Annotated in this window: 10 protein-coding genes and 1 pseudogene; 7 read left to right on the top strand and 4 right to left on the bottom strand. The window is 63.4% G+C overall.

Translation table 11 applies throughout. The features are described from left to right. Positions 1 to 21 precede the first annotated feature (21 nt). From OEG84_RS15760 to OEG84_RS15740, 5 genes are all read left to right on the top strand, one after another. Positions 22 to 1710, top strand: a complete 1689-nt coding sequence (locus OEG84_RS15760; RefSeq protein WP_267654629.1) for an ABC transporter permease — start codon at positions 22 to 24, stop codon at positions 1708 to 1710. Between the two features lie 11 nt (positions 1711 to 1721). Then, the gene (locus OEG84_RS15755) at positions 1722 to 2369 is read left to right on the top strand and encodes an ATP-binding cassette domain-containing protein (RefSeq protein ID WP_267654628.1); all 648 of its coding nucleotides are present in this window, start codon (positions 1722 to 1724) and stop codon (positions 2367 to 2369) included. Next, positions 2366 to 4831 carry an ATP-dependent helicase HrpB gene (hrpB, locus tag OEG84_RS15750; RefSeq protein ID WP_267654627.1) on the top strand — a complete coding sequence of 822 codons (2466 nt, stop codon included), beginning with the start codon at positions 2366 to 2368 and terminating at the stop codon, positions 4829 to 4831. The genes OEG84_RS15755 and hrpB overlap by 4 nt, the downstream gene beginning before the upstream one ends. A gap of 58 nt (positions 4832 to 4889) precedes the next feature. After that, positions 4890 to 6230, top strand: a complete 1341-nt coding sequence (locus OEG84_RS15745) for an ActS/PrrB/RegB family redox-sensitive histidine kinase (RefSeq protein ID WP_267656211.1) — start codon at positions 4890 to 4892, stop codon at positions 6228 to 6230. A gap of 81 nt (positions 6231 to 6311) precedes the next feature. Then, entirely contained in the window at positions 6312 to 6881 is a 570-nt protein-coding gene (locus tag OEG84_RS15740) for an ActR/PrrA/RegA family redox response regulator transcription factor (protein WP_267654626.1), read from the top strand. Here the strand turns inward: OEG84_RS15740 and OEG84_RS15735 are convergent. Next, entirely contained in the window at positions 6878 to 7348 is a 471-nt protein-coding gene (locus OEG84_RS15735; RefSeq protein WP_267654625.1) for an MmcB family DNA repair protein, read from the bottom strand. The genes OEG84_RS15740 and OEG84_RS15735 overlap by 4 nt on opposite strands. A 209-nt stretch (positions 7349 to 7557) precedes the next feature. On the opposite strand from OEG84_RS15735, the pseudogene OEG84_RS15730 reads away from it, so the two are divergent. Continuing rightward, a pseudogene (locus tag OEG84_RS15730) lies at positions 7558 to 8210 on the top strand (L,D-transpeptidase). A gap of 128 nt (positions 8211 to 8338) precedes the next feature. Here OEG84_RS15730 and OEG84_RS15725 read toward each other — a convergent pair. From OEG84_RS15725 to OEG84_RS15715, 3 genes are all read right to left on the bottom strand, one after another. Beyond that, positions 8339 to 10489 (bottom strand): malate synthase G, encoded by a 2151-nt coding sequence (locus tag OEG84_RS15725; protein WP_267654624.1) that lies wholly within the window; start codon positions 10487 to 10489, stop codon positions 8339 to 8341. 118 nt (positions 10490 to 10607) lie between these two features. Next, positions 10608 to 12611 (bottom strand): hydantoinase/oxoprolinase family protein, encoded by a 2004-nt coding sequence (locus OEG84_RS15720; protein WP_267654623.1) that lies wholly within the window; start codon positions 12609 to 12611, stop codon positions 10608 to 10610. A gap of 113 nt (positions 12612 to 12724) precedes the next feature. Beyond that, positions 12725 to 14119, bottom strand: a complete 1395-nt coding sequence (locus tag OEG84_RS15715) for a cytochrome P450 (RefSeq protein WP_267654622.1) — start codon at positions 14117 to 14119, stop codon at positions 12725 to 12727. A gap of 203 nt (positions 14120 to 14322) precedes the next feature. Between OEG84_RS15715 and gyrB the strand changes: the two genes are divergently transcribed. Beyond that, positions 14323 to 16758 (top strand): DNA topoisomerase (ATP-hydrolyzing) subunit B, encoded by a 2436-nt coding sequence (gyrB, locus tag OEG84_RS15710; protein ID WP_267656210.1) that lies wholly within the window; start codon positions 14323 to 14325, stop codon positions 16756 to 16758. The last annotated feature ends 77 nt before the right edge of the window (positions 16759 to 16835 follow it).

Here is a 16835-nt window from a genome sequence, read left to right as displayed (position 1 = left end):
TGCTGATAAGGCGGCGGTGCGATGACCAGTGGCGTGCGTCTGGCCCGGCTGGCGCCCCCGCTGACACTCATCATCCTGCTCGGCCCACTCGCCTTCGGGTTGGCCGGAACCGCGCTGCCGGCCTTTGGCTACCTGCCTGAACTGGGCGGCGACCGGCTGACCACCGACCATTTTGTAGCGCTTGACGCGGTGCCGGGGATTTATCGCTCGGCGCTGTTGTCGATCATTGTCGGCCTCGGCTCGACACTGGCGGCGCTGATCGCTGTGGCGGCGTTTGTCGCCAGCGATCTCGGTACGCCAGTGTTTGCGCGGATGCGGCGGATGATTTCGCCGCTTCTTTCGGTGCCGCATGCAGCCGCCGCCTTCGGGCTGGCATTCCTGATTGCGCCATCGGGGATGATCATGCGGCTCATTTCGCCGTGGCTGACAGGGCTCGACCGACCGCCGGACCTGCTGATCGTCAACGATCCGCTGGCGCTGTCGATGATGGCCGGGCTGATCGTCAAGGAAATCCCGTTCCTGTTCCTGGTCACGCTGGCCGCGCTGCCACAAACCCGGCATGTCGAGACCATCCGGCTGGGCCGTTCGCTCGGCTACGGAAGGGTTGCCGCGTTCACGCTGCTGTTGTGGCCGTCGCTGTACCGGCAGATCCGGCTCGCAGTCTTTGCCGTGGTCGCCTATGCCACCTCAGTTGTGGATGTGGCGCTGATCCTCGGCCCGCATCTGCCGCCGACCCTGCCGGTACGGCTGCTCGACTGGATGAACGATCCGGAGCTCGAAACCCGGTTCCTGGCCTCGGCCGGCGCAGTGATGCAGCTCGGCGTCACCCTGGCGGCGCTGATCGCCTGGGTCGGGCTCGAGCGCGCCGGCACGATGATGGTCTGCATCATTCGCGATGCCGGCAGCCGCTGGCGGCGCGACGCACTGCTGCGTGTCTGCGCCCGGACGGTGATGGTGTCCTCGGCGGTGATCGTGTTTGGCGGCATCGCCGTGCTGGCACTGTGGTCGGTCTCCGGGTTGTGGCAGTTTCCCGATGCGCTGCCGTCCGGTTTTACGCTGAGATCGTGGGTGCAGGCATTGCCGCGCATGGCCGGGCCGCTGGCAACGACGCTTTCCGTCGCCGCGCTTTCGACGCTGATCGCTCTGGTGCTGACAATCCTGTGCCTGGAGCGCGAATACGAGACTGGCCGCGGTCGCGACGCTTTGCTGTTGATCTATCTGCCGCTGATCGTGCCGCAGATCTCGTTCATGTTCGGCTTGCAGGTACTTTCGATCTGGCTCGGCGTTGACGCCAGTTTCGGCGCACTGGTGCTGGCGCATCTGGTGTTCGTGCTTCCCTATGTGTTTCTTTCGATGAGCGATCCCTGGCGCGCCCACGACCGCCGCCATGACCTGATTTCCGCGGGCCTCGGGATGAGCCGCACCCGAACATTGATCCGGATCCGGCTGCCGATGCTCACACGCGCGATCCTGACTGCTGCAGCTGTGGGGTTTTCGGTCTCGGTCGGGCAATATCTGCCGACCGTCTTGATCGGCGCCGGGCGGCTGCCCACGGTGACCACCGAAGCGGTGGCGCTGGCAGCGGGCGGCAACCGCCGGGTGATCGGCGTCTATGCCTTCATGCAGATTGTGCTGCCGTTTCTCGCCTTCGCCCTTGCAACCGGATTGCCGGGCTTGGTATTCCGCAACCGGCGCGGCTTGCGGGTGTGACATTGAACAAGATGACCGATAATCAGGGCCTGGTCCTGGATGATGTGAAGATCCAGCTTGGCGACCGTCTGCTGGTGGCGCTCAGCGCGCGGGTGCGGCGGGGCGAAACGCTAACCGTGATGGGCCCGTCAGGTTCCGGCAAATCCACCCTTCTTGCCTATCTCGGCGGCTTTCTCGATCCGGCGTTTACGGCCAGCGGCAGCGTTCGCGTCGACGGCGTCGAACTGACCGGGTTGCCGGCTGAAAACCGCCATGCCGGAATCCTGTTTCAGGATCCGCTGCTGTTTCCCCATCTCAGCGTCGTCGACAACATCGCGATCGCCATTCCCGAGACCGTGCGCGGGCGCAAGCAGCGCCGGTTGCTGGCAAATGCGGCGCTGGAAGACGCAGGCCTCGCCGGGTTTGGCAACCGTGATCCCGATACGCTGTCAGGCGGGCAAAAGGCGCGGGTGGCGCTGCAGCGGGTGCTGCTGTCACAACCCTGCCTGCTATTGCTGGATGAACCGTTTTCCAAGCTCGATGCCGATTTGCGCGACCAGACCCGCAAGATGGTATTTGGCAAGGCGCGACAGGTGGGGTTGCCGGTGGTTCTGGTGACCCATGACGAAGACGATGCGCGTGCCGCCAACGGCCAGGTTCACAAGGTCGGCCAGCCGTGAGCGACATCGCAGCTCGGCATGCCGAGCTGCCGGTTTCCGACGCGCTGCCGGCTTTGTGTGCGGCGCTCGAGGCGGCGCCCAACGCAGTACTTGCGGCGCCACCGGGTGCCGGCAAGACCACGCTGGTGCCGCTGGTGTTGCTCGATCAACCCTGGCTCGGCGGCAAGATCATCCTGGTCGAGCCACGGCGACTGGCGGCGCGGGCGGCAGCGCGGCGAATGGCGTCGATGCTCGGCGAAGAGGTTGGCGCAACCGTGGGCTACCGGATGCGGCTCGACACCCGGGTTTCGGCCCAAACCCGTATCGAGGTGGTGACCGAAGGCGTGTTTACCCGCATGGCGCTGGCATCCGCCGATCTGGCGGGCATTGATTGCGTGATCTTCGACGAGTTTCACGAACGCGCGCTGGAGGCAGATTTCGGCCTGGCGCTGGCGCTCGATATCCAGTCTGGTCTGCGCGAGGATTTGCGCATTCTGGTGATGTCGGCGACGCTCGACACCGAGCGGGTGGCAAAGTTGCTGGATGGTTGTTCGGTGATCGAAAGCCAGGGCCGCAGCCATACTGTCGAAATCAGGCATACCGACCGGCCTGCGGGCGAACGGATTGAAATCACCATGGCGCGGGCGATCGAGACGCTGCATAGCTCGGAAGCCGGCTCGATACTCGCATTTCTGCCCGGCCAGGGCGAAATCAGGCAGGTGGCGAAGCGGCTTGAAGACAGGCTTGGCGCGGATACAGATATCCAGCCGCTCTATGGCGGTTTGAGCTCGGCCGAGCAGGACGCGGCGATCAAGCCGGCAGCCAAGGGCCGCCGCAAGGTGGTGCTGTCGACGCCGGTGGCCGAAAGCTCGATCACCATTGACGGCGTGCGCATCGCCATCGACAGCGGGCTGGTTCGGCAACCGGTCTATGAACCTGCAACCGGCATTACCAGGCTGGAAACCATTCGCGCCTCACGCGCCTCCACCGATCAGCGCGCCGGGCGCGCCGGGCGTACCGGGCCGGGCATTGCCGTGCGGCTATGGCGAGCCGAACAGAGCAAGGCTTTGCCGGCTTTTTCGGTTCCGCAGATTCTGGCGAGTGACCTGTCGGCGATGCTGCTCGACTGTGTCGCATGGGGAGTTCGCGATCCGCGCACCCTGCGCTTCATCGACCCGCCGCCGGAACCGGCGCTGGAAGAGGCGCGACGTCTCTTGAGCGACCTCGGCGCGCTCGACGCCAATGGCGCCTTGACCAAACGCGGCGAACGCATGCGCGCACAGGCACTGCCGCCGCGGCTGGCGGCGATGGTGGTGGCCGGCCAGAATGAGGGGTTTGGCCAGGACGCTGCCGAGCTTGCCGTGGTGCTCACCGAGCAGGGCCTCGGCGGGCTGGACATCGACCTTGACACCAGATTGTCCCGCTTCCGGAATGATCGTGGCGCTCGGGCAACCGCCGCACGAGGACTGGCGGCGCGATTGGCCGGGGGCAAGGCCGCCAAGTCGCATGGCGGCCCGATTTCCGCGGCGACACTGCTGGCCACCGCCTTTCCTGACCGGATCGCCAAACAGCGCGGCGGGCGCGGGCGGTTTGTCATGGCCAACGGGCGCGGTGCAGTGATGGATGTTGCCGAAAGGCTGGCTGGCGCCGAATTCCTGGTGATCGCCGATCTCAGCGGCAAAGCCGCGGCGGCGCGGATTCTGGCGGCAGCGGAACTGTCGGGCGAGGCGCTCGCGGAAATACTGGAACAGCGCTCGACAGCCGGCGAAGAATACCTGTTTGACAGCGATGCCGGCGCGGTGCGGGCCCGGCGCGTGACCCGGCTGGGCGCCATCGTGCTGGCCGAAGCGCCGCTGCCCGCTGTCGCCGGTGCGGAGGCGATGGCGGCGCTGTGCGCCGGAATTCGCAAGCTCGGATTCAAGGCGCTGCCATTTTCCGCCGCCGGGCAACAATTGCGCGACCGGGTTGGTTTTCTGCACCGCAGCCTTGGAGCACCTTGGCCGGATGTGTCCGACCAGGCGCTGCTCGACAGTCTGGAGAGCTGGTTCGCACCGTTTCAGCCCGGAGTGATGTCGCTCAAGACGATTGACCGCGACGGGCTCAACCAGGGTCTGCTGGCATTGTGCGGCGGGGCCGCGCAGAGCGAGATTGCGCGGCTGGCGCCAACCCACTACGAGGCGCCGACCGGGTCGCGGATTCCGATCCGCTACGATCAGGCTGCACCCGTGCTGGCAATCCGCGTGCAGGAGCTTTTTGGCGAAACCCGCCATCCTGCCATTGCGGGCGGCCGGTTGCCGCTGACACTGGAATTACTCTCGCCGGCGCATCGACCGATTCAGACGACCCGGGATCTGCCGGGGTTCTGGGCCGGCTCGTGGGCTGATGTCCGCTCCGAGATGCGCGGCCGCTATCCCCGCCATCCCTGGCCCGAAAACCCGGCGCTGGCCGATCCAACCCGGCGCACCAAGCCCAGAGGCAGCTAGAACGACAACGACTTAATGCCGATTGGCGACCGATGCCGCGATGGGGTAGATCATGACCATGAACACATTTCCTCCCTTCATCGAGGATCGCTCGCTGCGGCACCGGCTGCGGCTGCAAACCCTGACCCGGCTTCGCTGGCTGGCCGTCGCCGGCCAGACCGCCGCGGTGGTGATCGTCGCCCAGGGCTACGGGTTCGTGTTTCCCGAACTGCTGTGCTTTACGCTGATAGCGTGCTCGGCCTGGCTCAACATCTTTCTCACGGTGCGGTTTCCCACCGCACACCGGCTACCACCGGTTGGCGCCATGGGCGTGCTGTCGTTCGATGTGCTGCAATTGTCCGGATTGTTGTTCATGACCGGCGGGCTGGCCAATCCGTTTTCGGTGCTGCTGTGCGTTCCGGTGATCATTTCATCAGCGTCACAACCGGTGCCGCACACGGTTGGGCTGGGCGCCTTGTCGGTGACAGCGGTGACGCTGCTGGCATTCTATTCGCTGCCGTTGCCCTGGTATGCCGACAGCTCTTACGAGGTTCCGTTTCTGCTGATTGCCGGGGGCTGGATCGCCATTGTCTCGACCACCGCGTTTGCAGCATTTTATGCCTACCAGGTGTCGGCGGAGGCCAACCAGCTGGCTGACGCGCTGGCAGCAACCGAACTGGTGCTGCAGCGTGAGCAGCATATTTCGGCGCTGGACGGGCTAGCGGCGGCGGCGGCACACGAACTTGGCACGCCGCTAGCGACGATCTCGGTGGTGGCCCGCGAAATGGAGAAGGCACTGGCGTCGGATCCGCGGTTTACCGACGATCTGATGCTGCTGCGCAGCCAGACCGAGCGCTGTCGCGACATCCTGCGCCGGCTGACGACGCTGTCGGCGGAAGACGAGGCGCACATGGTGCGGCTGCCGCTGGGGTCGCTGATCGAAGAAATCATCGCGCCGCACCGTGAATTCGGAATCGCCATCAAGGTGGTGGAAGGCAAAAGCAGCGGCCGCGAGCCAATCGGCCGCCGCAACCCAGGCATCCTGTTTGGCCTGGGGAACCTGGTCGAGAACGCGGTCGATTTCGCCGATGCCGAGGTGACGGTCGCGGTCGGGCATGACCAGGACTATGTAGTCATTGTGATTAGCGACGATGGCCCGGGATTCGCCCCCGATGTATTGACCCAGATCGGCGTTCCGTTCATGAACAGACGTAACCGTCTGGTTCGGGAGAAGGCTGGCGGTCTGGGACTTGGATTGTTCATTGCCAAGACCCTGCTCGAGCGTTCCGGCGCCCAGCTGCATTTTTCCAACCGGTTGGCGCCTGAGACAGGCGCCCGGGTCCAAATAACCTGGCCGAGGGATAAAATGGACCTTTTTGGAAGTGAACCGCCCCGATCAACAGTGGTTGGAGCTGGATAAAACGCAAAGAGGCATTAGAACTGCGGTGCTGGCAAAATTCTTGATGCTGACACCCGCTGGCCGCACCCGAGAGGTGAAATCATGACAGGCGAAGACGCCCATTCAACTGAAACAGTATCCATCGGACCTGATGCGACCTTGCTGCTGGTCGATGATGACGGTCCGTTTCTGCGCCGGCTCGCGCGCGCCATGGAAGCCCGCGGTTTCGAGGTGGAAATTGCCGAGAGCGTGGCAGAAGGCCTTGCCAGGGCGCGGCAGCGAACTCCGAAATTTGCCGTAATCGACATGCGGCTGCAGGACGGCAACGGACTCGACGTGATCGAAGCGATCCGCGAACGCCGCGACGACACCCGCATCGTCGTGCTGACCGGCTACGGAAATATTGCCACCGCGGTTACCGCGGTAAAGCTCGGCGCCATCGATTATCTCGCCAAACCGGCAGATGCCGACGAAGTGTTTGCCGCACTCACCCGCAAGCCCGGTGAACGCGCAGAAGTTCCGGAAAATCCGATGTCGGCGGACCGGGTCCGCTGGGAGCATATCCAGCGGGTCTACGAGATGTGCGAGCGCAATGTATCGGAAACCGCCCGGCGCCTGAACATGCACCGGCGGACCTTGCAGCGGATTCTGGCCAAACGGGCGCCGCGCTAGCAGGCCGACAATTCGGCCTGCAGCAACCGATTGGCGGCGGCGCGGGCAAAACGCAGCAGCATCGCCTTGCGGGTGGCCGCAGCAAGACGATGCTCGGGCGCATCGCGCAACATGTGGCCCGACCAGCCATCGGCAATGATCAGCCCGCACTCGACCGGAAACAGCTCCGCCGGCACCTCGGAGTGGGTGGCGAAAAACAGCCGGTCGCAATGCTGGCGGTAATCCGGCCATTTGTGATCGGCCCGGAAATCTTCAACCGAAGACTTGATTTCGACTATCCAGATTTCGCCGCTCTCGCTGAGCGCGACAAGGTCGGCGCGACGCCCCGAGGCCAGCGCCAGTTCCGGCACCATCGCCAACCGCAAGTCCGCAAACAGACGCTGTACGCCGCGGCGCACCATCAGCGCCCGGTCGGACTGGCGACCGTCAATCAGCGGATTGTCAGCGTGCGGCGATATGATCGGCATGCATCCTAGGTGCCACGACTTGGCCGGCATCGCAACGCAGCCGAGCGGTTTTGTTGCGCAAAAGCAATGATGGTCGTCAAAGCGCAAGCCATTCGCAAATTTTTCGCAAATGATGGTTGCATAGGTAAGGTTTGTTTAAAATAACCAGTGCCATGTTGGGCCCGATTCCCACCCGACGCAATCGCCCTGTTCCCCCCGGAAGATTTCAGATGAAACCACGTTTATCGCTTACCATTGCCGGACTTATCGCCGCCTTCGCGCTGGCCGGTTGCACCACCTCGGAAAACGGCACCTCCGGCGCCACCTCGCAGATCTTTACCTCGGAATACGGCACCGTCACCGATGCCGGATACTCGATTCCGGCGGTGCCGATCAGCAAGGTCGATAAGCGGTTCCACCGCCAGATCATCAGCTACGCCACCAAGGAAAAGCCGGGCACCATCATTGTCGATACGCCCAACCGCTTCCTCTATTTCATCCTGCCGGGCAAAAAGGCCGTGCGCTATGGTATTGGCGTCGGCAAGGCGGGTTTTGCCTGGGAAGGCGAAGCCTACATCGCCTGGAAGCAGCAATGGCCGACATGGACGCCGCCGCGGAAATGATCCAGCGCAAGCCGGAACTGGCTCGCTATGGCGACGGCGGCATGAAGCCGGGCCTGAAAAACCCGCTTGGCGCGCGTGCGCTCTATCTGTTCAATCAGAAGGGCGAAGATACGCTGTTCCGCCTGCACGGCACGCCGGAATGGAATTCCATCGGCACCGCCGCCTCGTCCGGCTGTATCCGGCTGATGAATCAGGACATCATGGATCTTTATGACCGTGTTCGGCCGGGCAAGGGCGCCCGGGTGATCGTCAAGCAGTAACGATCCAGACATTGCCAACAGACAAGAGCCCGCCCGGGCAGTAACCGGGCGGGCTTTTTTGTTCTGGGGTTTGTTTTTCAGGTGCCGGAGCGTTTCATGGTTGAATTGAAGCGCTCCGGCAGATTGTCTCAGGCCTTGGCCTTGAGCTCCCGGCGGCGGCGGTGCAGCACCGGTTCGGTATAGCCATTGGGCTGCTCACGGCCGGCCAGAACCAGTTCGACGGCGGCCTGGAACGCCACCGAGCCTTCATAATCGGGCGCCATCGGACGGTAGGCTGGATCGCCGGCATTCTGGCCGTCGACGACGGCGGCCATCCGCTTCATGGTCTCGACGATCTGTTCCCTGCTGACCACGCCGTGGTGCAGCCAATTGGCCATGTGCTGGGCGGAAATCCGCAAGGTGGCGCGGTCTTCCATCAGCCCGACATTGTTGATGTCCGGCACCTTGGAGCAGCCGACCCCCTGGTCGACCCAGCGCACCACGTAGCCAAGTATGCCCTGGGCATTGTTGTCGATCTCGCGCTGGATTTCCTCAGGCGTCCAGTTCGGATTGCGGGCCACCGGCACCGACAGGATATCGTCAAGGCTGGCGCGGCCACGGTTTCGCAACCCGGCCTGAACATCGGCAACATTGACCTTGTGATAATGAGTGGCGTGCAGGGTCGCTGCCGTCGGTGACGGCACCCAGGCGGTGTTGGCGCCGGCTTTCGGGTGACCGATCTTCTGTTCCAGCATCGCCGCCATCATATCAGGCATGGCCCACATGCCCTTGCCGATCTGGGCATGGCCGGAGAGACCGCATTCAAGCCCTATATCGACATTCCAGTTCTCATAGGCAGCAATCCACGCCGCCTGCTTCATGTCGCCCTTGCGGATCATCGGCCCGGCTTCCATCGAGGTATGGATCTCGTCGCCGGTGCGGTCGAGGAAGCCGGTGTTGATGAACACCACTCGTTCGGCGGCCGCGCGGATGCATTCCTTGAGATTGACGGTGGTACGCCGTTCCTCGTCCATTATGCCCATCTTGATGGTGTTGGGCGCCATGCCAAGTGCGGCTTCCGCGCGTGCAAAGATCTCGACGGCGAAGGCCACTTCTTCCGGGCCGTGCATTTTCGGCTTGACCACATACATCGAGCCGGTCGCAGAGTTGGCGCGACGACCCTCAGGGCCGATGTCGTGCAGGGCGATCAGTCCGGTCAGGAAGGCGTCCATGATGCCTTCCGGGATCTCGTTGCCGTCGCGGTCGAGGATCGCCGGATTGGTCATCAGGTGGCCGACATTGCGGATCAGCATCAGCGAGCGGGTCTTGACCACGAGCGGCGATCCGTCGGGAGCGGTAAACGTGAAATCGTCATGCATCCGGCGGGTAACGGTCTTGCCACCCTTCTCGAAGGTCTCCTCGAGATCGCCCTTCATCAGGCCGAGCCAGTTGCGGTAGACGACAACCTTGTCCTCGGCATCGACGGCGGCGATCGAATCCTCGCAATCCATGATGGTGGTCAGCGCCGCTTCGAGATTGACCGTGACAATGCCGGCCGGGTCGGTCTTGCCGGGGCCAACCTGCGGGTTGATCAGGATCTCGATGCCGAGACCATTGTTCTTCAAGAGCACGTGGTTCCAGCCGCCCTCGCTCTGCGCGTGACCGGCATAGTGGCTTTCGTCGGCCAGCGTGACCGGGCCGTTGGCAGTTGCAAGCTCAAGCTTCGCGCCGGCTTCGATGCTGGTGACATCGGCCCATTTGGCGTTTGCCAGCGGTACGCTGTCATCGAGGAAAGCCTTGGCCCAGGCGATCACCCGGCCGCCACGTTCCTCGTCATAGCCGCCCGGCTTGGGCAGGTCGCCGAGCGCGTCGGTGCCATACAGCGCGTCATAGAGAGAGCCCCAGCGGGCGTTGGCGGCGTTGAGGGCAAAACGGGCATTGGTCACCGGAACCACCAACTGCGGACCGGCGATTGCGGCGATTTCGGGGTCGACATTCTGGGTCGATACCTGCACCGGCCCGCCTTCGGGCAGCAGGTAGCCGATGGATGCCAGGAAATCCTTGTAAACCTGCATGTCGACCGGGGCGCCGTGCTCACGATGCCAGGCGTCGATCCTGGCCTGCAGGTCATCGCGCTTGGAAAGCAGCGCCTTGTTCTTCGGCGCCAGATCATGAACCGCTTCGGCAAAGGCCTGGAAAAAGCCTTCGGCCTCGACGCCGGTCCCCGGCAATGCCTCGTTGACAATGAAATCATGCAGGTCGGCGCTGATTTGCAGGCAGTTGGTCTCAATTCTATTCACACTGGATCTCCGCTATACAGACGTTTGCGTTGCCGCTCAAAATTTGGCCGGACCCTGCCGCGCGCAGCATTGCCTGTCAATTCTTCTAATGTGCAAATGGCTTCCGGCGGGCAAAAGGTCAACCGCCAGCGATGCGCGGACGCCCCGAAGCCGCGGCCGTGAAGCGCGCCTCGATCAGTTTTTCAATGCCCTCGATCACCGGCATGTCGATTTGCTCGGAAAGCTCAACCACCGGGTGGTCGGTGCCGCTGCGGATCGCCGCCTGGCGCGCGTGGGTTTCCGCCAACTGCCGCGCCAGTGCAAAGGCAGCGTCGCGGTCCTCCAGGAACTGGCTGTCGCCGACGCCGTTGACCGCAAACCCGCCGACGTCTGGTTCGGTGACAAAGACCGTCACCGTCTCGCGCACCTGGCCGACCACAGCGCCAACTGCATTGGCGACGCCCGCGTGCACCGGAATGAAACTTTCGACATCGAGCATTTCGGCAATCGCCGGATAATGCACGGGCGCGGAAGCGCCGAGCGCCACCAGTGGCCGGTCGAGTTTGACGCCGAAGCAGACCAAGCCCCGCGTCCGGCTCAGGGCGCGGTCGATCAGGGTGGATTTGGTCGGGTCAATGCCGGTGATTTCCTCGTCAGCGAGCAGCGCCGTCAGCACCGCCTCGCTGCTCTGGCGGGTAAGCCGGGCAGATACCAGGTTTGCAAGATCGACCGGGGTTTGGGCCACCACCTTGCCCGACCCGGCCTTGCGGCGTGCGAAAATTTCGGCGCCGTGCAGCGCCGCCATGGCGTTCCATTGGTCCTGCCGGCCCAGCACATGCATGGCGTCAGAAGGTGTGAAGCCGGCGGTCAGGACCAGGCCCCGCGACATCAGCCGGTCCAGCGTGGCGCGTTGCCAGGTACCGGACAAGAGCTCGCTAAGCGGCACCGGCTCCAGTCCGATGCGTTCGTAAAGGGAAGCCTCCTGACCCGTCAGGCCGGCGGTCAGTGCATCGGGAAGGCCGGTGCGTAGTGCAAATCGACCATCCATCCTTCCGGGGTAAGGCGCGCGCAATTGCCGCTCCAGGATCGGCAGAACCGCGTCGGGCCAAAGGTGAGCCGCCAGGCTCAGCGGCATCAACCGGCGCGGGCCGAGCGTCATCTCGGCGATCAGGCCACCTTCGTCGAGCCGGACCTCGGAATCGCCGCCAAGCCCGAATGTATGCATGGCGACTGCCTCGACCATGGTCCGGTAGCGGCCAACGGTTGCGCCTTCGCGGTCGAGCCGCGGGCGGCCGTTGTCGAGCACGGCGATGTCGGTGGTGGTGCCGCCGATATCGGAGATCACCGCGTTGTCGAGACCGGTGAGATGGCGCGCACCGACCAAGCTAGCAGCCGGGCCGGAAAGAATCGTCTCGATCGGCCTGAGTAGCGCCTCGGCGGCGGAAATCAACGCGCCGTCGCCGCGCACGACCATCAATGGCGCATGAATGCCACGCCTTTCAAGAAACCCGCTGGTGGCGGAGATCAGCCGGGCCACCATCGAAATCAGCCGGGCATTCAACAATGTGGTCAGCGCCCGGCGCGGGCCACCTAGCCGGGAAGACAGATCATGGCTGCAGGTGACCGGCAGCGAGGTGTGCTGGCGCAGCAAATCGCGCACCGCAATTTCATGGGATGGATTGCGCACGGCAAAATAGCCGGCAATGGCAACCGCCGACACCTCGCCGGCAAGCGATGACAGCCGGTCTTCGAGCGGCCCGAGTTCAAGCGGGGTTTCACGGCCATGGACGTCGTGTCCTCCGGCCAGATGTATCACCGGGTCGCTGCCGAGCGCTTCGGCCAATCCGTCGCGGGTCATATCCTTGGGTGCAAAACCGATCATCACAAGCCCGGCGCGACCGCCCTGGCCCTCGACAAGCGCATTGGTAGCAAGCGTTGTCGACAGCGATACCAGCCTTATGCGCTCCGTCGCGCCGCCGATTTCCGAAAGCACCGACTCCACCGCGCCGGCTACGCCGATGGCCAGATCGTGGCGGGTGGTCAAGGCCTTGGCCGAGGCCAGCACGCCTTCGCTTTCGCTGTAGAGCACGGCATCGGTGTAGGTACCACCGGTGTCGATGCCCAGAAAAAGAGGTGATGTCATTGCTGTCGTATGCTCCCCAGACGGCCCTGATAGGCGGCCGCGTCACTGCGTATTAGGCCGGATTGTTAATCCGCGCCATTGCCTTGTTCCGACGGATATCCGCCGCAAGCAGGCTAACGCCGGTTGATCCGCATGGGCAATCCGCCTTCCGGCTGAGTGGTGAGCTTCTGCACCGGCCAGGGATTGGTCTCGGCAACACAGTCGAACCGGTATCTCGACATCAGCACTCCGAGCGCGATCACCGCCTCCTGCAGCGCGAAGGTGGCGCCGATGCAGATGCGCGGCCCGACACCAAAGGGCAGATACTGGTAGCGGTCGATCTTGCCGCGGTTCTCGGGCAGAAAACGGGACGGGATATAGGCGTTTGGCTGATCCCACAGTTTGGTATGGCGGTGCAGGGTCCAGGGCATCACCAGCACCGTGGTGCCGGCCTCGATGGTAACTGTTTCACCCTCGCCGTCTTCCCACCGGTCGTCGGCGATGGCAGCCCGGTTGATCGAGGGCGCCGGTGGATAGAGCCGCATCGCCTCCTCGAAAGCGGCCCGCGTCCACGGCATCATCTCGAGCCATTTGACCGGATCTGGCTCATGCGCCAGCACATGATCGATCTCGGTCTCGACCTTCTGCCGGTCGGACGGCGAATTGGCCAGGCAATAGAGCGTCCAGCCCAGCGCCCGCGCGGTGGTCTCGTGACCGGCACCGATGAAGGTGATGATATTGTCCTCGATCTCGTCGAGGGTGAGGCCATCGGGCCCCTGTTGTCGGATCAAGAGGGTGAGAAAATCCTCGGGCACGGCATCGGGGTTGGTGCGTATCAGAAGCTGCCGGTCGGCCATGGTCTGCTTGACGATGTTCCTGAACTTGGCCAGCACCTTGCGGCCTAAAACCCGGCGCAGACGCGGCACAAACGACGGCGCCTTGAGCAGGTCCATCGGGTCGACCCTTCCCATGGTCGACAACAGCCGCTCGATATCGCCGGCAAATTCGGCCTCGCTGCCGGCGACCTGGCCGGAAAACAGCGTGGCTGAAAGAATGTCGAAGGTCAGTTCGGTCATGTCGACAGCAATGTCGCGAACCTCGCTGTTTGCTGCCGCCACCTCGTAGCGGATGGTGAAGGCGCGTGACTGGGCCAGCATCTTCTCGGCAAAGCCCTGAGCGTGGCGCGGCGTAAACACCGGCGCCATGGCCTTGCGCGACCGGCGCCAGGTTTCACCCTCCGCGGTCAACAGTCCGTCGCGCAGGATCGGTCGCAGGATCAACTGCCTGATCACCGCCATCTTGTAGTTGCGGGCGTTATCGACGAGCACGTGACGCACCAGGCCGGGGTGGTTGGCAATCAGCGTCCGTTCGTTGAAGAACTTCACCTTCATCCATTGCAGACGGAATGACGGCTCGCCCCACAGTTCCAGCGGATTGCGCATCACGGTGCGAATGATCTCGAACCGCGAGGGTGGCCTGGTGCGGGGGACCGGCGCTGGCGGCACAAACGGGGCGAGCGGGGAAGACATTCGCGTTTCCTTTGGTTTCGGTCTTTGGTCTGGCGGGGCCATGCCCCATATATGCAGAGTAAAACCCACAATTCCATGGCCTCGACGATTTGGTTTTCGCCCTCCCGACGCCTATAGTGGCGTGCTATACGCGTGGTGATTCGCCGCCGCGATTTTTGACGTTTCCGCCGGCAGACCCGGCTTGGACTGAAAGACCCTGCATGATGAATGATACGCCCGAGACAATCCCGACCGTGGAGGCCGAATACGGCGCCGAATCGATCAAGGTTCTCAAGGGCCTGGATGCCGTTCGCAAGCGGCCGGGCATGTATATCGGCGATACCGACGACGGTTCCGGCCTGCACCACATGGTCTATGAGGTGGTCGATAATGCCATCGACGAGGCCCTCGCCGGACATGCCGACCGCGTCACCGTGACGCTTAACCCGGACGGATCGGTGACGGTGACCGACAACGGCCGCGGGATTCCAACCGATATTCACAGCGGCGAAGGTATTTCGGCGGCCGAAGTGATCATGACGCAGCTGCACGCTGGCGGCAAGTTCGACCAGAACTCCTACAAGGTCTCGGGCGGCTTGCACGGGGTTGGCGTTTCCGTGGTCAACGCGCTTTCAGTCTGGTTGAAGCTGGTGGTCCGGCGCAAGGGCAAGATCCACCAGATCCGGTTCACGCACGGTGTGGCTGATGCGCCACTTGAAGTTCTCGGCGATTGCGGCGACGAGACCGGCACCGAAGTCACCTTCATGCCAAGCACCGAAACCTTCACCATGACCGAATTCGATTTCGGCACACTGGAACACCGGCTGCGGGAACTGGCGTTCCTCAATTCCGGCGTGCGCATTCTGCTGGCAGACCGGCGGCATTCGGATGCGAAGGAACTGGAGCTTTTCTACGAGGGCGGGCTCGAGGCCTTTGTCCGCTATCTCGACCGTTCCAAGAAGCCGCTGGTCAATGACCCGGTGACCCTGCTGGGCGAAAAGGACGGCATCGTTGTCGAACTCGCCATGTGGTGGAACGATAGCTACCACGAGAATGTACTGTGTTTTACCAACAACATTCCCCAGCGCGACGGCGGCACCCACATGGCCGGTTTCCGTGCAGCGCTTACCCGGCAGATGGTGTCTTATGCCGACAGTTCGGGCTTGACCAAGAAGGAAAAGGTTTCGCTCACCGGCGATGATTGCCGTGAAGGCCTCACCGCGGTGCTGTCGGTCAAGGCGCCGGATCCAAAATTCTCGTCGCAGACCAAGGACAAGCTGGTGTCATCAGAAGTCCGGCCGGTGGTCGAGAACCTGGTGAATTCGACGTTGAGCGCCTGGCTTGAAGAACACCCGGCCGAATCGAAGATCCTCGTCGGCAAGGTGATCGAAGCCGCTTCTGCGCGCGAAGCCGCCCGCAAGGCGCGCGAATTGACCCGCCGCAAGGGCGTGCTCGACATCTCCTCGCTGCCCGGCAAGCTTGCCGACTGTTCGGAAAAGGACCCCGCCAAGTCGGAACTGTTCCTGGTGGAGGGTGATTCGGCTGGCGGATCGGCCAAGCAGGGCCGGTCCCGCGAAAACCAGGCGATTCTGCCGCTCAGGGGCAAGATCCTCAATGTCGAGCGGGCCCGGTTCGACAAGATGCTGTCGAGCCAGGAAATCGGCACATTGATCATGGCGCTCGGCACCGGCATCGGTAAGGACGAGTTCAACGCCGACAAGCTGCGCTACCACAAGATCATCATCATGACCGATGCTGATGTTGACGGCGCCCATATTCGCACCTTGCTGCTGACGTTCTTTTTCCGGCAGATGCCCGAACTGATCGAGCGGGGGCACCTCTATATTGCCCAGCCGCCGCTCTACAAGGTGGCGCGCGGCAAATCGAGCCAGTACCTCAAGGACGAAAAGGCCATGGAGGAATACCTGGTCACGACCGGTCTGGACGAGGCGGCGCTGGAACTGTCGAGCGGTGAAGTGCGCACCGGCGCCGACCTGAAGGACACCATCACCGACGCGCTGAGAATGCGGGCGCTGCTCGAGGGCCTGCATTCGCGTTATGACCATTCGGTTGTCGAACAGGCGGCAATTGCCGGCGCGTTCAACCCGGAACGGGCGACCAATGCGGACGAAGAGAACGCCATGGTCGCTGAAGTTGCGCGACGGCTCGACATGATCTCCGAGGAATCCGAACGCGGGTGGACCGGCGCCACCACTGAAAAAGGCGGGCTGGAATTTGAGCGCGTGGTGCGCGGCGTCAAGGAATCGGTGCTTCTGGACGCTGGACTGATCGGCAGCCAGGACGCGCGCATGATCGACCAGATGAACGCCAAGCTGCGCGATGTCTACAGCGCGCCGCCGGTGTTGCGCCGCAAGGAAGGCGGACAGCAGATTTCCGGACCGCGCGAATTGCTCGACGCGGTGTTCGCGGTGGGCCGCAAGGGTCTGACGCTGCAACGCTACAAGGGTCTGGGCGAAATGAACGCCGAGCAATTGTGGGAGACGACGCTGGATCCGCATGCCCGCTCGCTGCTGCAGGTTCGGGTCAATGACGCAGTCCATGCCGACAGCCTGTTCTCACGGCTGATGGGCGACGAAGTCGAGCCGCGGCGCGAATTCATCCAGGACAATGCCCTGTCGGTTGCCAATCTCGACACCTAAGGCGACCACCGTTGCAGACATAAAAATAACGCCGCCGCCCCGATCTGGAGCGGCGGCTTTTTTATATCGCCAACACT

The organism is Hoeflea algicola (genome assembly GCF_026619415.1).
GTDB classification, from domain to species: Bacteria; Pseudomonadota; Alphaproteobacteria; order Rhizobiales; family Rhizobiaceae; genus Hoeflea; species Hoeflea algicola.
Note: the sequence above shows the minus strand (reverse complement) of the source record. Positions and strands in the feature narration are given on the sequence as shown.

Bases quoted from the DNA above. Each gene is read 5' to 3' on its own strand.
- OEG84_RS15755 (WP_267654628.1), top strand. From the start codon at position 1,722: ATGACCGATAATCAGGGCCTGGTCCTGGATGATGTGAAGATCCAGCTT.
- gyrB (WP_267656210.1), top strand. From the start codon at position 14,323: ATGAATGATACGCCCGAGACAATCCCGACCGTGGAGGCCGAATACGGC.
- OEG84_RS15740 (WP_267654626.1), top strand. From the start codon at position 6,312: ATGACAGGCGAAGACGCCCATTCAACTGAAACAGTATCCATCGGACCT.
- OEG84_RS15735 (WP_267654625.1), bottom strand. From the start codon at position 7,348: ATGCCGATCATATCGCCGCACGCTGACAATCCGCTGATTGACGGTCGC.
- OEG84_RS15720 (WP_267654623.1), bottom strand. From the start codon at position 12,611: ATGACATCACCTCTTTTTCTGGGCATCGACACCGGTGGTACCTACACC.
- OEG84_RS15760 (WP_267654629.1), top strand. From the start codon at position 22: ATGACCAGTGGCGTGCGTCTGGCCCGGCTGGCGCCCCCGCTGACACTC.
- OEG84_RS15715 (WP_267654622.1), bottom strand. From the start codon at position 14,119: ATGTCTTCCCCGCTCGCCCCGTTTGTGCCGCCAGCGCCGGTCCCCCGC.
- OEG84_RS15745 (WP_267656211.1), top strand. From the start codon at position 4,890: ATGAACACATTTCCTCCCTTCATCGAGGATCGCTCGCTGCGGCACCGG.